Source organism: uncultured Altererythrobacter sp. (assembly GCF_913057185.1).
Lineage (GTDB): Bacteria > Pseudomonadota > Alphaproteobacteria > Sphingomonadales > Sphingomonadaceae > Erythrobacter > Erythrobacter rubellus.
The window spans coordinates 1,200,850-1,218,119 of the sequence record NZ_CAJXNK010000001.1; the positions used below are offsets into that span (position 1 = coordinate 1,200,850).

A 17,270-nucleotide genomic window follows, 5' to 3' on the forward strand; every position below is an offset into this window, starting at 1 on the left:
ACCTCGTGCGGAAACTTGCCGACCTCTCTACTGAACCATGAGACATCGGATCACCTCCTTTCGCGCTTGTAAGCCAAGACCCAGACCGTATCACCGGGGGCCGAGAGCCGCGTTCGCCGCTGGCCTCAGGTGTCAATCTGATTCATGTGAATCACGAAAACAAGACTTGAATTTTAGTTTTCCCACGTCAGAATAGATCGTCTTCGCCAAGAGCGCTCTGCTTAAGAGTATTTACCTACAATCCTCGATTACGCGGGTCACTTCGGCCCATGCCGGAAGATAGAGCGGCTCCATGCCCTCGACTTCGACGGCGAAGCGCCCTTTGGTAATGGCCATTGCATCAAGGAGGCGGTTGTTTGGTGCCAGCTCAACCGCGATCAGGCCGGTCATTGGAACCGGCTCTGCGGTAAACAGCTGGTCTTGTGTCTCTGCTCTTACACGCATCAAGACATCGCCCACCTGTTCCGAGGAACGAGCGAGCCAAACTTGGCGCGTTGGTCTGTCGCAGCGGATCATGAAATGTCGGTTATCCGGCATGGCGCGATCACCAAAATAGGCAAAGGCCTCACCCGGTTCGGAAACATAGACCCAAGTGCCGGGCGTTTGTGGCTGGTCGTTCCAGCTGCCATCATCTGCCATCTCGATTTGAACCAGAGGCGTTTCATTTTCCTGCTGCTGAGCGCAGGCGGTGCTTGATCCGATCGTAAAGGTCGCCGCTAGCCCTGCGGCCATTTGCAAATAGATGTGTTTCATGTGCGCATATTGCGCGCTAGTGGCTGTCTCGTCCATGACCAAGATAACGCTATGAGCAAAAAACAACGGATCGATCAAATGCTTGTCGAGCGCGGGCTCGCGGAGAGCCGCGCGCGCGCTCAAGCACTGGTGATGGCGGGGCTTGTCTTCAGCGGGGACACCAAAATCGCCAAGCCCGGTCAGCAGTTGGCCCAAGACGTGCCGCTTGAGGTGCGCGGACGCGATCACCCATGGGTCAGTCGGGGCGGGATCAAGCTTGCCCACGCGATCGAACACTTCGGGCTTGATCCATCGGGCGCGGTCGCAATGGATATCGGCAGTTCAACCGGCGGCTTCACCGACGTGCTGCTGCAGGGCGGGGCAGCGCATGTCTTTGCAGTCGATAGCGGCACTAACCAGCTCGCATGGAAGCTGCGCCAGGATGAGCGCGTGACCGTGCTGGAGCAGACCAGCGCGCGCATTCTGACACCAGACATGATCGACCGTCCATGCAATTGGGTGGTGTGCGATGCGAGTTTTATCGGACTTGCCAAAGTGCTTGAGCGGCCTTTGGAGCTGGCGGCACCGAAATGTCAGCTGGTTGGGCTAATCAAGCCGCAGTTTGAAGTCGGTCGCGAGGAAGTAGGCAAGAAAGGCGTGGTCAGCGATCCCGCCTTGCACGCGCGCGTATGCGATGAAGTGCGCGATTGGCTGGAAAGCGGTGGTTGGAATGTCGAAGGTATTGTTGAAAGCCCGATCACCGGCCCGCAAGGCAATGTGGAGTTCCTAGTTTCCGCGACGCGCACTTAGCGGTCTATTCCAAATCCAGACTGCTGATTTTCGCATCCAGATCGATCGGGATCTGTGAGAGCACTTCGACGCCGCTTTGTTTCTCATAAGCCTTATCGCCATGCTCGACGACAAGTTCGGCATGGCGGAGATCGCGCTGGCGCAGAAGCTCCGCAATTTCTTCGCGGTAAAGCGCGACCATGGCCGTCACGAAGCGATTGACGAGATCGTCCTCCTTCGTCTGGTCGACATTGAAGTCGGGCAGATGCTCGATCATCACATCGGCCGGAAAGAGAAACTCGTTCGTGACAAAGCGGTTTACGGTGAACCAGGCACGCGGGATGCCTATGGTATCGATCGACAGCCCTACCAAATGCGTAACATGCGCTTTGCAATCTTCGCCCTGCGGCGGCCAGACCGTGGGCTCAAAACCCTTTGGCAGCTGAGTGCGGTGCAGGAACAGGTGAAAATGTCCGTGTTCGCCTTCATCTCGCGATCCCGGCGCGTGTACATGGTAGTACCAGCGCGACTTGGTTTTGGCATCGCGCGCATCGCCTTTCGGGTAATGTGTCCAGAAGTTGCTCTCGCCACCCTCTGGTAACACGCGCAGCATCAGCGGGCGCTGTTCTTGCGCCATCTGCGTAACGGTTTCGATGACGGTGTAGGCGGCGTCCGTGGCGTTCATACTCGCTTGCCTAGAAAACGAAACGGCCGACGGCAACACAGTCACCGTCGGCCGAATTGTCTGTTTTGAACAGCTAGAGCTTATTCAGCTGCTGCTTCTTCTTCAGCAGCGGCACAGCAACCTTCAGCTGCACAGCAGCCTTCTTCAGCAGCTGCACAGCAACCTTCAGCTGCAGCTTCTTCAACAGCTGCTTCTTCAGCAGGAGCTTCTTCAGCTGGAGCCGAACATGCAGCAGTAGCTACAGCGAGGCCGCCTGCAACTGCCAGCATCGATGCCAGATTCTTTCTCATTACCAAATTCCCCTTGTGGGTTGGGCGCCCCAAATGACGACCCCACGCCGCTGTGCGCCCAATCGCACGACGCGGAAACAGGGAGCTTAGCAGAAGATTTCCTTTTCGCTCAAATTCTTTTTCCACTTCTTTCATGAGACACGCCGTTGAGGTTTTTTTGACCTTTTCTCTGTTTGAGACAGCATTTGGCGTGCAATTGCCCAAAGTGTATCGCGTGGCAGGACGCAAGATGGGCGATTCGCCCTACCTTTTGCCGGGAGATCACATGAACGTCATTGCCTCACGCAGCCAATTGCGCGCCAGCTTCTTTCGCTGGGCGCTTTTCACTGTGCCATTGATTGTTCTGTTGGGCTTTGTCGCTGGCCAGTTAGGCAGTCCGAATACCTTGTGGTTTCAAAGCCTCGTCAAGCCAGACATTTTTCCGCCACCCGCGGCTTTCGGTATCGTCTGGTCGATCCTTTATGTGATGATCGGTATCGCATTGGCGCTGGTTTGCAGCTCTTGGGGAGCACGCGGGCGCGGGGTCGCGATTGGAATTTTCGCAGTGCATTTCCTGTTCAATCTCGCGTGGACGCCGGTTTTCTTCGGAAATCAGAACATCGAAGGCGGGCTTATAGTCATCGCAATCGTGCTGCTGACGCTGCTGGCTGTCATTGTTGCATTCTGGAAGGTGCGCAAATTGGCGGCCTTGCTGCTGCTGCCCTATCTCGCATGGGTTGGCTTTGCGACCTTGCTCAACTACGAATTCCTCGAAGCAAATCCTGACGGTGGGCAATCGATCCCGAGCAACGCAACCCAGCGCATCCAGTTGTAGGAATTTCTTGCCTTTTGCGGCCTCCGACCCCATTTCCCGGACGATGCAAAGCAAGAATCCGATGATCGCCGATTTTGTAAAGATGGCAAACAGTGCTGCGGGCACATTTGCCGGCATGACCCGTGAAGCGCGCGAGAGCGCACGCGAACGCTTGAAAGAAAGCATGGCGGGCATGGATTTCGTCTCTCGTGAAGAGTTCGAAACGGTCAAGATGATGACTCAGAAGGCGCGCGAAGAGAATGAAGCGCTGAGAGCGCGGTTGGAAGAGCTGGAAGCGAAGCTCGCTTCCAAGTAATGACTGCGCGCGATGAACCTGCGCGCGCCAGCCATTCTTGTAGCCTCCCGTAGCCACGGCGAAACCGCCAGTATTGCGCGGCTTCTCACAGAAGATTTTGGCCTGGTCGCCGCCTATATCGCGGGCGGACGAGGCCGGCATTTGCGACCTGTTATGATCCCGGGCAATCGGGTCGAGATCGACCTGCGCGCCAAATCGGACAGCCAGCTACCTTTTGCAAAGATTGAACTAACGGAAAGTCGCGGGCCATGGATGACCGAGCCGTTGCCCGCTGCTGCAATCACATGGGCTTGTGCTTTGACAGCAACTGCGTTGCCTGAACGAAATGCCTATTCCGCTCTGTTCGGCGCGCTTGATGCGTTGTTGAGTGCGGTGTGTCAGGCCCCTTCGGCGCGGGGCTGGCTGCCCGCGATGATCGGATATGAAACGCTGCTATTGCGCGAGCTAGGTTATGGCGGCGCGCGTCCGGATGTGGACACTGATCTGTCAGCATTGGTAGCTGCGTTTGACCGGCTCGAACAACCTCTTGCGCGCTACCTGCTTGCAGACAAGCGCGGCGATGTTATGGCATCGCGAAAGCTATTGAGGGAGCGGCTTGGCCGCATGCTGACACAATGAAGATTGCAGTTCTGCCAGGTGACGGGATCGGCCCCGAAGTAACGCACGAAGCCTTGCGGGTGCTGGATGCGTTGAGACTGCCTGGGCTCACACTGTTCGAAGGCGATGTGGGCGCGGCGGGATACCGCGACCATGGCCATCCTTTGCCGCCCGAGACACTACAAATGGCCCGCGAGGCGGATGCCATCCTGTTCGGTGCGGTGGGTGATCCGTCATGCGACGATCTAGAGCGGCATTTGCGCCCCGAGCAAGCGGTGCTGGGTCTACGCAAGGAATTGCAACTGTTCGCGAATCTGCGCCCTGCGACAATGTTTTCCGGGCTGGAAGAACTGAGCGGACTAAGGCCCGAGATTGCGCGGCAGATCGACTTGTTGATCGTGCGTGAACTGACGGGTGATGTCTATTTTGGCGACAAAGGAACGCGCACGACTGATAGTGGCGAGCGAGAGGGGTGGGACATGATGTCCTATTCCGAAAGTGAAGTGCGCCGCATTGCCCACACCGCTTTTCGCGCGGCGCAAACACGCCAAAATCGCTTAACCAGCGTGGACAAGGCGAATGTGCTCGAGACGAGCCAGCTTTGGCGTGATGTCGTGATCGAAGTCGCCGTCGAGTATCCGGACGTTGCGCTTGAGCACATGTATGTCGACAACGCCGCGATGCAATTGGTGAAGGCGCCAGGCGCGTTCGACGTGGTTCTGACCGGTAATCTGTTCGGCGATATTCTGTCCGATCTGGCGAGCATGTGCGTTGGCTCGATTGGTCTGCTGGCGAGTGCTTCACTGGGTGACCGGCAAACCGCGCATGGCACATTTGGCCTTTATGAGCCGATCCACGGCAGTGCGCCCGATATCGCGGGGCAGGGCAAGGCCAACCCCATGGCCACAATCCTGTCCGCGGCCATGATGCTGCGCCATTCATTTGGTTTGGAAGATGAGGCGAAACGTATCGAGGACGCCGTCGCGCGCGCCTTGAAGAACGGCATTCGCGGCGGCGATCTGGGTGGAGACATGGGCTGCGAAGCGATTGGAAAGGCGGTCTGCGAACGGCTGTGATATGGCGGGCGAGGCGGGATTGCGGCGGCTCGCTTGTGATATCTCCGCAACAAGAGCTTGAAATAACGCTTTATCGCTGAATTGGGGCAGTTTGCCCGCACCCGTTAAGATTGACATTCAAGCAGTTTTCGCCGATAACTACTGAGAATTTACAGTATTTTGGAAGTCCAAGGGGAATAACTTTATGTTGAAGAAAATTGGTCTTGCTGCTGGTGCCGTTGCACTGGTTGGCGCGCCGATCGCTCTGCAAGCTAGCGAGCGCGTGATTGCTCCTGTTGAAGGTGAGCAAGAGCTTGGCGGCGGTTCAAACGGTTTGATAGCAGCTATTGCAGGTGCAATTCTGGTCGGTTTCATCGTTATCACTGCTTCTGATGATGATGAGCCAGTCAGCCCATAAGCTGCTTGCACAAAATCGAATTTGAAGAGCGGGGCCCGGTGCCCCGCTTTTTTATTGCCTGATGGTGACGTGAGCGACTAACCCCGCAAGGCAATGAAGAAAACAACAGGCATGGACCGCGCGACTACGCGCAATTGGCGCGCCGCGACACAGGCTGTGCGTGGTGGAACCTGGCGCAGCGAGCACGGAGAGACCAGCGAAGCGCTGTTCCTCACATCCGGTTACACCTATGATGACGCGCAGACCGTGGCAGACCGGTTTGCAGGTGATGCGCAAGGCATGACCTATTCGCGTTTGCAGAACCCGACCGTTGCGATGCTGGAAGAACGCATTGCTCTGCTCGAAAGTGCTGAAGCCTGCCGCGCGCAGGCGAGCGGAATGGCTGCGATGACTGCGGCGCTCTTGTGTCAACTCTCTGCTGGCGATCACTGCGTTGCCGCGCGTGCTGCATTCGGATCGTGTCGCTGGCTCGTCGATCACCTGCTCCCACGATTCGGGATCGAAACAACAGTGATCGACAGCGCAGATGATGCGCAATGGGAAGCGGCGATCCGCCCCAACACAAAGGTCTTCTTCTTCGAAACGCCGGCCAATCCGACGCTTGACGTTGTGAACCTGCAGCATGTTTGCGATGTCGCTCGTGCGCACAACATCATTACGGTTGTAGACAACGCTTTCGCCACCAGCGCGCTGCAACGCCCAATGGATTTCGGTGCGGATGTTGTGGCCTATTCGGCAACAAAGCTGATGGACGGACAAGGCCGTGTATTGGCTGGCGCGATCTGCGGTAGTGAGCAGTGGATCAATGAAGTCTTGCTTCCCTTCCAGCGCAACACGGGGCCAAACATCTCGCCCTTCAACGCATGGGTTGTTCTGAAAGGACTCGAGACGCTGGAACTGCGCGCCATGCGGCAGAGCCAAAATGCGGTGGAGCTCGGCGGATTCCTGGAACCGCGCATTGATACAGCTGGTGGACGCTTGCTGCATCCCGGTCTCGCGAGTCATCCTCGCTATGAGCTTGCCAGGCGCCAGATGCGATCAACCGGACCGATTTTTGCATTCGATGTTGGCACGCGTGAGCGGGCATTCGCGATCCTCGATGCGCTACAACTGATTGATATCTCAAATAATATTGGTGATGCTCGATCGCTGATGTGCCATCCGGCTTCAACCACTCATGCAGGCATGGAAGCCGATGACCGCGCTGCAATGGGCGTGACCGAAGGGTTGTTGCGTATCAATGTCGGGCTGGAAGATATCGATGATCTGAAAGAGGATCTCGACCAAGCTCTTCAGGCAGCAGGCATCTAGGAGAAAGTTGCATGTCCAAACGCGTTGAACTGGTTTTCGATTTCGTCAGCCCCAATGCCTATTTGATCTGGTGGCCGCTGCGCGATCTGGTGCGGCGAACAGGGGCAGAGCTGGATGTGATCCCGGTGTTTCTTGGCGGCATGCACAAACTGACCGGCAATGCACCTCCGATGATCCGTGACGCTGATGTGAAAGGCAAAGTCGAGTATTCCATGCTGGAGATGCATCGCTTCATCGCCAAGCACAATTTGACCAAATACAAGCTGCATCCGCAATTTCCGTTCAACTCGATCACGCTTCAACGCATGCTGTTCGCCGCTGACCAAGATGGGCGCGGGGTTCAGTTCGCAGAGGCAATGCTGCCTGCGATCTGGGAAGAAGGCGTGGATGTGCTTGATCCCGCGTGCCTGGGTGCGGCGGTGACTGCGGCCGGGTTTGATGCGAAGGACCTTTACGAGCGCAGCCAAACAGACGAGGTCAAGCAGGGGCTTGCCGCCAATACCGATAATGTGGTGGCGCGCGGCGCATTTGGCATCCCGACTATGTTCGTTGGACCCAAGGGCGCAGGCGAAATGTTCTTCGGTAAAGAGCGGCTCGATCAAATCGAAGACGAATTGAATAAGTAAGCCTGACCATAGCCAACATCAGGGCTGTGCTGGCAAGCCATTGATCCATGTGGCCAGATTTTCGCCAATTGTGTGCGGATGGTCTTCCTGCAAATAGTGCGTGCCGCCATCCAAATCGACCGTGGTAAGGTTTGGAGCACGTGCCACCACGGCTGGCTTTGCTGCAGGAGGCATCAAGGGACCCGGATCGGCGAATAAGAAAGGCTTTCGGAATACGCGAGAACCGAAGGCCAGACTTTGGCTCTGGAAGCAATCGATGTCATTTAGATTATGTTGATCATCTATAGTGTCAATCCACGCATCTGCGACGCCGAGTTTCACTCAGCTCCAGGCGCAATCGGAAATTTTGCGGATTTCGGTAGATCAGCGTGGAATAATCGTGGATCGGCTCTTGAGGCCTTCGCCTTAATCGCTACCTTCAGTTTGTCATGAAAGAGCTTTTCCAACATGCTGCAATCACCGACGGGATTACCGTGCGGGTGGCGGTCAACTTTCTTCCCGAGCAATCACAGCCCGATGCGGGCAAGTGGTTCTGGGTTTATCATATCCGCTTGGAGAATGGCTCTCACGAGGCGGTTCAATTGCGCACCCGCCATTGGCGCATTACCGACTCGCGCGGCATGGTGAACCATGTCGATGGTGAGGGTGTGGTAGGGGAGCAGCCCTTACTTAAACCCGGCGAAAGTCACGATTATGTGTCGGGCTGCCCGCTGACAACGCCGCATGGCTCAATGGAGGGCTTTTATGTCTTCCATCGCGAGGATGGAACGCCGCTAGAAGTACTTATTCCGTTCTTCCCGCTTGCGGCGCCCGAAACCGCCGAACGCTAAGCGGTGCTTGCGGTCCTGCTTGGACCACCCTAAATCGCCCACACTATGAAGCGGACCCACCTGCCTTTAAATGCCTTGCGCGTGTATGACGCGGCTGCACGGCATCTGTCGTTCACACGCGCAGCAGACGAGCTCGCGGTAACCCCTGCTGCCGTGGGGCAGCAAATCCGGGCGTTGGAAGATCATTTGGGCGTGGTCCTTTTTCGCCGCACCAGCAAGGGGCTAGAGTTGACGGGCGAGGGTTCTGCCGGGCTCGACGCGTTGCGCGAAGGTTTTCTGAAGTTTGAAGAAAGCGTGCAGGCAATGCAGGCCGGACAAGCGTCCGATCGCTACACTATTGCTGTACCTAGAGAGTTCTATGCGCAATGGCTTGGCGTGAAGTTGGCCGAGTTTAAAGCCGAGAATCCCCATATTCAGTTTCATATCGTCGCTGACGAGAACGCGGATTTCACCGAAGCGAATCTGGACCTTGCGGTGCGTCTTGTAGACGGACCTGGAGATCTGGAGGGCGCACAATTGGCAGAGGCGCGGCGTGTTGTTGTGGCTGCGCCCAATTCTCAGGATAGCTGGATCAGCTGGCCAGGTGCCCCTTTGCCGGATGGCGCCAAGCCCTGCGTTACCACCGGGAATCCCGGCCAAGCGCTAAGCTCAGCTATCTCAGGCCTTGGCAAGGCCATATTGCCTTACCCTCTCGTGGAAGAAGCAGTAGCTGCCGGGAAGCTTGAGATTCTCGAAGGTCCTGACGAGGGTCGCCGCGCCTATTGGCTGGTCGCACCGCTGCCGCAATGGCGCCAAAAGAAAGTGAAGGCGCTGGTCGCGCATCTGACCGCAAAGTGACCGCTTCACTGCCAACACCCACATTGGAAACCACGCGATTCACAATGCGCAAGCTTGTGCGCAACGACACTCAGGCTCTCTTCCCGACCCTATCTGATCCCGAACAATGCAAATTCATGCTGAGCGCTGCGTTCGAGACGGAGGAGAAGCTTGGCGATTGGCTATGTGATCCCGATTGGAATGGCCGCAGTTGGAGCACGATCGAGCGTTCGACAGGAGAGCTGGTGGCGCGGATTGTCGCTGTGCCGTGTGAGCATGAAACAGCCGAGCTGGGCTACATCACCGTTAAGCACCGCCAAGGGGAAGGCATAGCATTTGAGTGCACGCAGCGCTTGCTGAAGCAGCTGTACGAAGTGGAAAATCACCATCGAGTTTTCGCTGTTACGGATCCGCGTAATTTGAACTCAAACCGGTTGATCGAGAAGCTCGGCTTCCGTCGCGAAGCGCATTTTGTTGAAAATATCAAAACGCATATCGGGTGGTGCGACGAATACTATTGGGGCATGCTCAAAAGCGAATGGCTCAAGCGCAATCGATAGCGCTAGGAAGGCATTGATAGCGAAACGCGGTCAGTAACCGGGTCATATTCTACCGCAACACCCGCTCCGCGAAGCTCATGATACGGTATGAATCCGCTTCCGATTTCAAGCGCGCTGACGATCCGTCTTGGAAGGGCTTGCGCGCGCGGACCCAGAGCATCCGCCACAGCAGCGGTTGCGATATAAAGCTGCGCACTTTCCTCGATACGGATGGCCGCACGCCCTTTGCTTTCTCCGTCAACCAACAAGGCCTTGTTCACTGTCAGGCTGGCGTCCGATGCATTGTAATTGGCAGAGGCGCTACTGCCACTGGCAGGCTGGCTTGGTAAGAGCTTGGCCAGATCATAGCTTAAATTCAGGAAAGCTCCGGGTTCGAGCCCTTCTGCTACCGCCAGTGCGGCCGCCGCGCGGGCGTCAGAACGCTGAGATGCAGGCAGTGAAGAGGTGAAACCTGCAAATGCGCTCGCAAAATCGCGGCTTTCCGAAGGTGGAGCGAGCGGTTTGGAAATAGCCGGTTCGATCGCGCCAGGCACTTGCACATTGGCTGCGACTTCCGGCTCGGGAAGCAAGTCGAGCGCGGCAATGGCGGGATGCGTGGCAGACAATTGAGCCAATTGCTCTAGCGAGATTTCGCCCGCGACTTCTGGCCGCGACATTTGCAATGGATAAATCTCGGAAATTTGCGCGCTTGCACCACCTTCGACCAAAAGTTTGTCACTCTTGGGTAGGGGCCACGCCAGTGTCATGGCCCATGCAACTGCAATCAGTGCCAGCAATGCCAACCGCGGCGCACGATCTAGCAACCGGTCAAGCCAATCACGATCTTCGATTAAGTAGTCGTCAATTGAGAGTGAGTGCGCGGACATTCGACAATCAACCTACCAAACCTGTCCAGGCAACGAATACGCCGCCGATGGCGATCGAGACGCCATAGGGAAACTTTGCGTGCAGGCTGCCATCTTCGGGTTTCTTCAAGGGTAATACGCGCCGCAACACCATCCAGCTCAAGATCGAGATAATCCCGGCGATCGAAACCCAAAGAAGCAGGTTCAACCCCTCGCTCAATGGGAAAAAGGCCGCCAATCCAGCGCAGAATTTCGCATCACCGCCACCCATGATGCCAGCGGCAAATATCCCCGCGCCAACCACCATGGCAATCAAGGCATGTGCGAAATGCCAACCAGTCATGCCTAGGCCACCGAGATAGTAGGCATGGGGCAACCCCAGCAATAGCAACGCCAGCGCCAGCCAATTTGGCAGCCGTCGATCGCGAATATCACCGATCGCCCCGACAAGCAGGAGCAAGGTCAGTGCTGCTGGCCAGAGCAGCGCAATATCCAAGAGTTAGTCCTCGCTCTGCCGGCGCAGCGAAATGCGCACCGGATAGTTCTGCGCAAGTGGTCGCGCGCTCCAGCGTGGACCAGCGCGCGACACGGAAATGCGCGCGCGGCGCTGTTCGGGCTTGACGACCTGGCCGACGAGGCTGATGCCTTGCGCAGGCGTTTGAACTCACGGCTGGAGCTGGATGTTTCGGGCATGCCGAGGGTGATTGGCTCGACAGTTTCCGGCTGGACCCGCGAGCGTTGAACGAGGGTGTTTACGCCCTGGAGTTATCAGTCGAGTAGGCCATTCTTTTCCTACAGGATGGAACAATGTCCTGAGAGGAGAAGGAATTTGCATATTGAGTCTAAAGGATCCAACTCCCCTTGACCCCCACACTCTCCCCCGCTAAAGGCGCACGGTCTATCGGTGAGGTGACTCGTCGACAAACATAATTATTGAGCTGAACATTGGCGGTCTCGCTGCTCCTCATATGGAGTGACAACCGGCAAAGTAATCCGGCGGCTTTGGCCAAAGGGTGGAGCGTTTTCAGTCTCGTGGTACTCGCCAGCCCGCTGAACCAGCGGCGCTTGCGACTTTCCACGGCACTGCATCCCCTTCATCTTCTGATCGAACTGTCAAATTGTTTCGACCTCGCGCCTGGGCTTGTGGCTATATGCCGCTCTCCCATCAGCAAAAGTGGGAACCGGTTGGAACCTCATCATGTAAAAGTGGTCACCACTTTTACGCCCGGATGAGGTGACAGAAACAATCCGCCCGCCCGGATGGGGCGCGCAACGAGTAACGAAGGGTACATATGCCTACTATTAACCAGCTGGTCCGCAAGGGCCGCACCCCGCAGAAGGCCAAGTCAAAGGTCCCTGCGATGGAGCAGAACCCGCAGAAGCGCGGTGTTTGCACCCGCGTCTATACCACGACGCCGAAGAAGCCGAACTCCGCTCTGCGTAAGGTTGCCAAGGTGCGCCTGACCAACCAGCGTGAAGTCATCAGCTACATCCCGGGCGAAGGCCACAACCTGCAAGAGCACAGTGTTGTCCTGATCCGTGGTGGCCGTGTGCGCGACCTTCCCGGTGTGCGTTACCACGTGCTGCGCGGCGTGCTCGACACGCAGGGTGTTAAGGACCGTAAGCAGAGCCGTTCGAAATACGGCGCGAAGCGGCCGAAGTAATTTAGGCGCGGCGACGGTCTTCTCCCGCGACGGTCCACCCCCAGGGATATTTCCCGGGTGGAAGGGCGGGGGAGAGGGCCGGTGCCGCAAGGGGCGGGCGGATGCCTGACCCGCACTCCGAAGGAGTTTAGAGAAAATGTCACGTCGTCGTAGACCCGAAAAGCGGGTTATCCTTCCAGATCCCAAGTTTGGTGATCAGGTTTTGTCGAAGTTCATGAACAACCTCATGCTGGACGGTAAGAAGTCCACTGCAGAGCGTATCGTTTATGGCGCACTGGAAACCGTTGAAACCAAGGCGAAAGCCGATCCGGTTCAGCTGTTCCACGAAGCGCTCAACAACGTCGCTCCGCAGGTCGAAGTGCGTAGCCGCCGTGTTGGTGGTGCAACGTATCAGGTTCCGGTTGAAGTGCGCCCCGAGCGCGCTCAGGCTCTCGCGATCCGCTGGTTGATCGGTGCGGCTCGCGGCCGTGCGGAAACCACTATGGCAGCGCGCCTGTCGGGTGAGCTGATGGATGCTGCGAACAACCGCGGCAATGCTGTCAAAAAACGTGAAGATACGCACCGTATGGCTGATGCCAACCGCGCGTTCTCGCATTACCGCTGGTAACACTAGTTCAAGGGGCTGAGCCCCTGATGGAGAATTGAAAATGGCACGCGAGTATCCGCTAGAGCGTTACCGCAATATCGGCATCATGGCCCACATCGATGCTGGTAAAACCACGACTACCGAACGTATCCTTTACTACACCGGCAAGTCTTACAAGATCGGCGAAGTGCATGATGGCGCTGCGACGATGGACTGGATGGAGCAGGAGCAGGAGCGCGGCATCACGATCACGTCTGCTGCGACGACTACGTTCTGGACCGCCGAAGATGCGACCATGGATCCGATGTCGGACCCGGAAGCGCTGCGCGCAAACATGCCGAAGCACCGCATCAACATCATCGACACACCAGGCCACGTTGACTTCACGATTGAAGTTGAACGTTCGCTGCGCGTGCTCGACGGTGCAGTGGCTGTGTTTGACGGTGTTGCCGGCGTTGAGCCGCAATCCGAAACCGTATGGCGTCAGGCTGACAAATACGGCGTTCCGCGGATGTGTTTCATCAACAAGCTCGACCGTACCGGCGCAGACTTTTATTACTGCGTACAGTCGATCATCGATCGTCTGGGTGCGAACCCGCTGGTGCTTTACCTGCCGATCGGCGCGGAAAGCGATCTCAAGGGTGTCGTAGACCTCGTCAACATGCGCGGCATCGTATGGCAGGCCGAAGATCTGGGCGCGAAGTACGAATTCGTCGAAATTCCTGCCGATCTTGCTGACAAGGCTGCTGAGTATCGCGAAAAGCTCGTCGAAACTGCGGTCGAGCAGGACGATGACGTGATGGAAGCTTACCTTGAGGGCAACGAGCCTGACGCGGCAACGCTGAAGCGCCTTATCCGCAAGGGCACTATGGACCGTGCATTCGTTCCGGTTCTGTGTGGTTCGGCGTTCAAGAACAAGGGCGTACAGCCGCTGCTCGACGCAGTGGTTGACTACATGCCTTCGCCGCTCGATGTTCCTGCGATCAAGGGCGTTCTGCCTGACAGTGATGTCGAAGAATCACGTCCGTCGGATGATAACGCGCCATTCTCGGCACTGGCGTTCAAGATCATGAACGATCCATTCGTTGGCTCGCTGACCTTCACCCGCATCTATTCCGGCAAGCTCTCCAAGGGCACAGTCCTCAACAGTGTTAAGGACAAGAAGGAAAAGATCGGCCGTATGCTGCTGATGCACTCCAACAATCGCGAAGATATCGAGGAAGCGTTTGCAGGCGACATCGTGGCGCTTGCCGGCATGAAGGACACCACAACCGGTGACACGCTGTGCGATTCATCCAAGCCGATCATTCTTGAGCGGATGGAGTTCCCGGAACCGGTGATCGAACTGTCGGTGGAACCGAAGACGAAGGCTGACCAGGAAAAGATGGGCGTAGCGCTCAACCGTCTGGCTGCTGAAGATCCAAGCTTCCGCGTGACGACTGACCACGAAAGCGGTCAGACGATCATCAAGGGCATGGGCGAACTTCACCTCGACATTCTTGTTGACCGCATGAAGCGCGAATTCAAGGTTGAGGCCAACGTTGGTGCACCGCAGGTGGCCTATCGTGAATCGCTCGGCCGTGAAGTCGAAGTTGACTACACTCACAAGAAACAGTCGGGTGGTTCCGGTCAGTTCGGTCGTGCCAAGGTTGTCGTCACCCCGGGTGAACGCGGCCAGGGCATCCTGTTCGAAGACGAGATCAAGGGCGGTAACATCCCGCGCGAATATATCCCGGCTCTTGAGAAGGGTATGCGCGAGCAAGCTGAAAGTGGTCACCTGGTCGGCTTCCCGATCATCGACTTCACGATCCGCCTGACCGATGGTGCTTACCACGATGTCGACTCTTCGGCGATCGCGTTCGAAATCTGCGGACGCGGTGCAATGCGCGAAGTGGCCAGTAAGGCCGGTATCAAGCTGCTTGAGCCGGTCATGAAGGTTGAAGTCGTGACACCGGAAGACTACCTCGGGGATGTAATCGGCGACTTGAACAGCCGCCGTGGTCAGATCCAGGGAACCGACACTCGCGGCAACGCGCAGGCGGTTGAAGCATTCGTGCCGCTGGCCAACATGTTCGGTTACGTCAACGAGCTGCGTTCGTTCACACAGGGCCGCGCCCAGTACACGATGCAGTTCAGCCACTATGACGAAGTTCCGGCAAGTGTTGCACAGGAAGTCAAGGAGAAGCTTGCGTAAGCGAGCGACACAGTCTAGGGGCGGCGCCTGATTCAGCGGGTGCCGCCTTCTCCCGCAGAAATTCAATTTTAGCAGAGGTTATTTGAGAAATGGCTAAGGAAAAATTTGAGCGCAATAAGCCGCACTGCAACATCGGCACCATCGGCCACGTTGACCACGGCAAAACCACGCTGACAGCGGCAATCACCAAGGTGATGGCTGAATCTTACGGCGGTGCAGCAGTCGATTTTGCAAACATCGACAAAGCCCCCGAAGAGCGCGAGCGCGGCATCACTATCTCGACCGCACACGTCGAATACGAAACCGAAGCTCGTCACTACGCACACGTCGACTGCCCAGGTCACGCTGACTATGTTAAGAACATGATCACCGGTGCTGCGCAGATGGACGGCGCGATCCTGGTTGTGAACGCAGCTGACGGCCCGATGCCGCAAACGCGTGAGCACATCCTGCTTGCTCGTCAGGTCGGCGTGCCAGCTCTGGTTGTATACATGAACAAGGTTGACCAGGTTGACGACGAGGAAATCCTCGAACTCGTCGAACTGGAGATTCGCGAATTGCTGAGCGCGTACGACTTTGACGGCGACAATATCGCAATCGTCAAGGGTTCGGCTCTGGCGGCTCTCGAAGGTCGTGACGACGAAATCGGCAAGAACTCGATCCTCGAGCTGATGAAGGCCGTTGACGAGCACATCCCGCAGCCCGACCGTCCGGTTGATCAGGACTTCCTGATGCCGATCGAAGACGTGTTCTCGATCTCTGGTCGTGGTACGGTTGTTACCGGCCGCGTTGAGACCGGCGTTGTGAACGTTGGCGACGAAGTTGAAATCGTTGGTATCAAGGACACCACGAAGACGACTGTTACCGGCGTTGAAATGTTCCGTAAGCTGCTTGATCGCGGTGAAGCTGGCGACAACATCGGTGCGCTGATCCGCGGCGTTGGCCGTGAAGAAGTTGAGCGTGGCCAGGTTCTGGCGAAGCCAGGTTCTGTGAACCCGCACACCGAGTTCTCTGCAGAAGTTTACGTTCTCTCGAAAGACGAGGGTGGCCGTCACACGCCGTTCTTCGCGAACTACCGTCCGCAGTTCTACTTCCGTACAACTGACGTGACCGGCGAAGTGATCCTTCCTGAAGGCACTGAAATGGTCATGCCTGGCGATAACGTATCGATCAACGTCAAGCTGATCGCACCGATCGCTATGGACGAAGGTCTGCGTTTCGCTATCCGCGAAGGTGGCCGTACTGTTGGTTCAGGCGTTGTAGCCAAGATCACCAAGTAAGCCGCTGCTCCATTAAAGGAGCTTAGCAAATTCGGGGGCTGGATCGCGAAAGTGATCCGGCCCCTAATTTATGAAAGGCCCTTTTCACCGCACCTGCGGGGAACAGGGTTGATCGGCAGGCATAATTTTAGGGCATTCGGGGTTGCCAGAATCCTGTGCTCCCGATATAGGCCTGCCAACTCCAACGGAGATTCGTTTCCGTTGTAACGAAAATTGTAGAGGTCGCCTGCGGAAGGAAGCGGAAGCAGGGCGGGCCTTTTTTGTTTTGAGAGGTGGAAACACCTCTTTGGCTCTTTCGCATTGGTATAGGTAATGGAAGCACAGAATATCCGTATTCGCCTTAAGGCGTTCGACCACCGCGTTCTTGACCAGGCAACTGGCGAGATTGCAGAAACAGCACGTCGTACGGGTGCTCTTATTCGTGGCCCCATTCCCATGCCGACGCGTATCGAGAAGTTCACCGTGAACCGTGGCCCGCACGTCGACAAGAAGTCGCGCGAGCAGTTCGAGGTGCGCACTTACAAGCGGTTGCTCGACATCGTGCAGCCGAACGCACAGACGGTCGACGCGCTGATGAAGCTCGATCTGGCCGCTGGCGTAAACGTAGAGATCAAACTGGCTTAAGCCATCTGATCCGGGTCCGTCGGTAGGGACCTTAAACCCACCGAGAAATTCGGGGCTCCAACGGCCCCGCTGATCTGCCCAGACTGATGGGCGTATCAGCAAGACATTGGGATACCGCCGGACATGTCCGGGTCTGCGTCCCCCGTCTAGCTTCCCGAGCCAACCGGCATGGGTGGCACTCAGCCCGGACGGGGCGATGCACAACAATTTGGGCTGACAAGCACCTCGGGATGGGCCCGTTGTGCCTCTGTGTTAGGAG

The 17,270-nt window shown here is 56.9% G+C and carries 22 protein-coding genes; 16 read left to right on the top strand and 6 right to left on the bottom strand.

Features of this window, described 5'->3' with window-relative positions; translation table 11 throughout:
- Positions 1-231: 231 nt before the first annotated feature.
- The gene (locus QZ487_RS06000; RefSeq protein WP_296023785.1) at positions 232-789 is read right to left on the bottom strand and encodes a hypothetical protein; all 558 of its coding nucleotides are present in this window, start codon (positions 787-789) and stop codon (positions 232-234) included.
- A gap of 15 nt (positions 790-804) precedes the next feature.
- On the opposite strand from QZ487_RS06000, the gene QZ487_RS06005 reads away from it, so the two are divergent.
- A complete protein-coding gene (locus QZ487_RS06005; RefSeq protein ID WP_296023786.1) occupies positions 805-1,542 on the top strand; it encodes a TlyA family RNA methyltransferase in 738 nt (245 codons plus the stop codon).
- A 4-nt stretch (positions 1,543-1,546) separates the two neighbouring features.
- Here the strand turns inward: QZ487_RS06005 and QZ487_RS06010 are convergent, their stop codons facing one another.
- Both QZ487_RS06010 and QZ487_RS06015 read right to left on the bottom strand, forming a co-directional pair.
- Positions 1,547-2,206: a hypothetical protein gene (locus QZ487_RS06010; RefSeq protein ID WP_285976845.1), complete on the bottom strand. Its 660-nt coding sequence runs from the start codon at positions 2,204-2,206 to the stop codon at positions 1,547-1,549.
- Between the two features lie 80 nt (positions 2,207-2,286).
- The gene (locus QZ487_RS06015) at positions 2,287-2,496 is read right to left on the bottom strand and encodes a hypothetical protein (protein WP_285976846.1); all 210 of its coding nucleotides are present in this window, start codon (positions 2,494-2,496) and stop codon (positions 2,287-2,289) included.
- A gap of 133 nt (positions 2,497-2,629) precedes the next feature.
- On the opposite strand from QZ487_RS06015, the gene QZ487_RS06020 reads away from it, so the two are divergent.
- From QZ487_RS06020 to QZ487_RS06050, 7 genes are all read left to right on the top strand, one after another.
- Entirely contained in the window at positions 2,630-3,310 is a 681-nt protein-coding gene (locus QZ487_RS06020) for a TspO/MBR family protein (RefSeq protein ID WP_349665855.1), read from the top strand.
- Positions 3,311-3,353: 43 nt separating this feature from the next.
- The gene (locus tag QZ487_RS06025) at positions 3,354-3,605 is read left to right on the top strand and encodes an accessory factor UbiK family protein (protein ID WP_285976847.1); all 252 of its coding nucleotides are present in this window, start codon (positions 3,354-3,356) and stop codon (positions 3,603-3,605) included.
- A 12-nt stretch (positions 3,606-3,617) separates the two neighbouring features.
- Entirely contained in the window at positions 3,618-4,223 is a 606-nt protein-coding gene (locus tag QZ487_RS06030) for a recombination protein O N-terminal domain-containing protein (protein WP_285976848.1), read from the top strand.
- A complete protein-coding gene (leuB, locus tag QZ487_RS06035; RefSeq protein WP_285976849.1) occupies positions 4,220-5,278 on the top strand; it encodes a 3-isopropylmalate dehydrogenase in 1,059 nt (352 codons plus the stop codon). The genes QZ487_RS06030 and leuB overlap by 4 nt, the downstream gene beginning before the upstream one ends.
- Before the next feature lie 184 nt (positions 5,279-5,462).
- Positions 5,463-5,675, top strand: a complete 213-nt coding sequence (locus QZ487_RS06040) for a hypothetical protein (protein ID WP_285976851.1) — start codon at positions 5,463-5,465, stop codon at positions 5,673-5,675.
- Between the two features lie 93 nt (positions 5,676-5,768).
- Entirely contained in the window at positions 5,769-6,986 is a 1,218-nt protein-coding gene (locus QZ487_RS06045; protein ID WP_296023790.1) for an aminotransferase class I/II-fold pyridoxal phosphate-dependent enzyme, read from the top strand.
- 11 nt (positions 6,987-6,997) lie between these two features.
- Positions 6,998-7,612, top strand: coding sequence for a 2-hydroxychromene-2-carboxylate isomerase (locus QZ487_RS06050; protein WP_296023792.1), 615 nt, complete (start codon positions 6,998-7,000; stop codon positions 7,610-7,612).
- A gap of 18 nt (positions 7,613-7,630) precedes the next feature.
- Here the strand turns inward: QZ487_RS06050 and QZ487_RS06055 are convergent, their stop codons facing one another.
- On the bottom strand, positions 7,631-7,786 hold the full coding sequence (locus QZ487_RS06055; protein WP_285976854.1) for a hypothetical protein: 156 nt from the start codon (positions 7,784-7,786) through the stop codon (positions 7,631-7,633).
- A 254-nt stretch (positions 7,787-8,040) separates the two neighbouring features.
- On the opposite strand from QZ487_RS06055, the gene apaG reads away from it, so the two are divergent.
- The 3 genes from apaG to QZ487_RS06070 are packed head-to-tail and all read left to right on the top strand — an operon-like array spanning position 8,041 to position 9,818.
- Positions 8,041-8,442, top strand: coding sequence for a Co2+/Mg2+ efflux protein ApaG (gene apaG, locus QZ487_RS06060; protein ID WP_285976855.1), 402 nt, complete (start codon positions 8,041-8,043; stop codon positions 8,440-8,442).
- Positions 8,443-8,487: 45 nt separating this feature from the next.
- Positions 8,488-9,279 carry a LysR family transcriptional regulator gene (locus QZ487_RS06065; RefSeq protein ID WP_285976856.1) on the top strand — a complete coding sequence of 264 codons (792 nt, stop codon included), beginning with the start codon at positions 8,488-8,490 and terminating at the stop codon, positions 9,277-9,279.
- On the top strand, positions 9,228-9,818 hold the full coding sequence (locus tag QZ487_RS06070; RefSeq protein WP_296023793.1) for a GNAT family protein: 591 nt from the start codon (positions 9,228-9,230) through the stop codon (positions 9,816-9,818). The genes QZ487_RS06065 and QZ487_RS06070 overlap by 52 nt, the downstream gene beginning before the upstream one ends.
- A 2-nt stretch (positions 9,819-9,820) precedes the next feature.
- Here the strand turns inward: QZ487_RS06070 and QZ487_RS06075 are convergent, their stop codons facing one another.
- Together QZ487_RS06075 and QZ487_RS06080 are read right to left on the bottom strand one after the other, a co-directional pair.
- Positions 9,821-10,684, bottom strand: coding sequence for a hypothetical protein (locus tag QZ487_RS06075; protein ID WP_296023795.1), 864 nt, complete (start codon positions 10,682-10,684; stop codon positions 9,821-9,823).
- 7 nt (positions 10,685-10,691) lie between these two features.
- Positions 10,692-11,159, bottom strand: a complete 468-nt coding sequence (locus QZ487_RS06080; RefSeq protein WP_296023797.1) for a prepilin peptidase — start codon at positions 11,157-11,159, stop codon at positions 10,692-10,694.
- A gap of 796 nt (positions 11,160-11,955) precedes the next feature.
- On the opposite strand from QZ487_RS06080, the gene rpsL reads away from it, so the two are divergent.
- The 5 genes from rpsL to rpsJ all read left to right on the top strand — a co-directional run bounded on the left by rpsL (position 11,956) and on the right by rpsJ (position 17,011).
- On the top strand, positions 11,956-12,327 hold the full coding sequence (rpsL, locus tag QZ487_RS06085; RefSeq protein ID WP_007164630.1) for a 30S ribosomal protein S12: 372 nt from the start codon (positions 11,956-11,958) through the stop codon (positions 12,325-12,327).
- Between the two features lie 136 nt (positions 12,328-12,463).
- The gene (rpsG, locus tag QZ487_RS06090) at positions 12,464-12,934 is read left to right on the top strand and encodes a 30S ribosomal protein S7 (RefSeq protein WP_285976859.1); all 471 of its coding nucleotides are present in this window, start codon (positions 12,464-12,466) and stop codon (positions 12,932-12,934) included.
- 40 nt (positions 12,935-12,974) lie between these two features.
- A complete protein-coding gene (gene fusA, locus QZ487_RS06095; RefSeq protein ID WP_285976860.1) occupies positions 12,975-15,107 on the top strand; it encodes an elongation factor G in 2,133 nt (710 codons plus the stop codon).
- 89 nt (positions 15,108-15,196) lie between these two features.
- The gene (gene tuf, locus QZ487_RS06100; RefSeq protein WP_285976861.1) at positions 15,197-16,387 is read left to right on the top strand and encodes an elongation factor Tu; all 1,191 of its coding nucleotides are present in this window, start codon (positions 15,197-15,199) and stop codon (positions 16,385-16,387) included.
- Positions 16,388-16,699: 312 nt separating this feature from the next.
- Complete coding sequence (gene rpsJ / locus QZ487_RS06105; protein ID WP_285976862.1) at positions 16,700-17,011, top strand: 30S ribosomal protein S10; 312 nt, start codon at positions 16,700-16,702, stop codon at positions 17,009-17,011.
- Positions 17,012-17,270 lie beyond the last annotated feature (259 nt).

Bases quoted from the DNA above. Each gene is read 5' to 3' on its own strand.
- QZ487_RS06000 (WP_296023785.1), bottom strand. From the start codon at position 789: ATGGACGAGACAGCCACTAGCGCGCAATATGCGCACATGAAACACATC.
- QZ487_RS06005 (WP_296023786.1), top strand. From the start codon at position 805: ATGAGCAAAAAACAACGGATCGATCAAATGCTTGTCGAGCGCGGGCTC.
- QZ487_RS06010 (WP_285976845.1), bottom strand. From the start codon at position 2,206: ATGAACGCCACGGACGCCGCCTACACCGTCATCGAAACCGTTACGCAG.
- QZ487_RS06015 (WP_285976846.1), bottom strand. From the start codon at position 2,496: ATGAGAAAGAATCTGGCATCGATGCTGGCAGTTGCAGGCGGCCTCGCT.
- QZ487_RS06020 (WP_349665855.1), top strand. From the start codon at position 2,630: ATGAGACACGCCGTTGAGGTTTTTTTGACCTTTTCTCTGTTTGAGACA.
- QZ487_RS06025 (WP_285976847.1), top strand. From the start codon at position 3,354: ATGCAAAGCAAGAATCCGATGATCGCCGATTTTGTAAAGATGGCAAAC.
- QZ487_RS06030 (WP_285976848.1), top strand. From the start codon at position 3,618: ATGAACCTGCGCGCGCCAGCCATTCTTGTAGCCTCCCGTAGCCACGGC.
- leuB (WP_285976849.1), top strand. From the start codon at position 4,220: ATGAAGATTGCAGTTCTGCCAGGTGACGGGATCGGCCCCGAAGTAACG.
- QZ487_RS06040 (WP_285976851.1), top strand. From the start codon at position 5,463: ATGTTGAAGAAAATTGGTCTTGCTGCTGGTGCCGTTGCACTGGTTGGC.
- QZ487_RS06045 (WP_296023790.1), top strand. From the start codon at position 5,769: ATGAAGAAAACAACAGGCATGGACCGCGCGACTACGCGCAATTGGCGC.
- QZ487_RS06050 (WP_296023792.1), top strand. From the start codon at position 6,998: ATGTCCAAACGCGTTGAACTGGTTTTCGATTTCGTCAGCCCCAATGCC.
- QZ487_RS06055 (WP_285976854.1), bottom strand. From the start codon at position 7,786: ATGCCTCCTGCAGCAAAGCCAGCCGTGGTGGCACGTGCTCCAAACCTT.
- apaG (WP_285976855.1), top strand. From the start codon at position 8,041: ATGAAAGAGCTTTTCCAACATGCTGCAATCACCGACGGGATTACCGTG.
- QZ487_RS06065 (WP_285976856.1), top strand. From the start codon at position 8,488: ATGAAGCGGACCCACCTGCCTTTAAATGCCTTGCGCGTGTATGACGCG.
- QZ487_RS06070 (WP_296023793.1), top strand. From the start codon at position 9,228: ATGGCGCCAAAAGAAAGTGAAGGCGCTGGTCGCGCATCTGACCGCAAA.
- QZ487_RS06075 (WP_296023795.1), bottom strand. From the start codon at position 10,684: ATGTCCGCGCACTCACTCTCAATTGACGACTACTTAATCGAAGATCGT.
- rpsL (WP_007164630.1), top strand. From the start codon at position 11,956: ATGCCTACTATTAACCAGCTGGTCCGCAAGGGCCGCACCCCGCAGAAG.
- rpsG (WP_285976859.1), top strand. From the start codon at position 12,464: ATGTCACGTCGTCGTAGACCCGAAAAGCGGGTTATCCTTCCAGATCCC.
- fusA (WP_285976860.1), top strand. From the start codon at position 12,975: ATGGCACGCGAGTATCCGCTAGAGCGTTACCGCAATATCGGCATCATG.
- tuf (WP_285976861.1), top strand. From the start codon at position 15,197: ATGGCTAAGGAAAAATTTGAGCGCAATAAGCCGCACTGCAACATCGGC.
- rpsJ (WP_285976862.1), top strand. From the start codon at position 16,700: ATGGAAGCACAGAATATCCGTATTCGCCTTAAGGCGTTCGACCACCGC.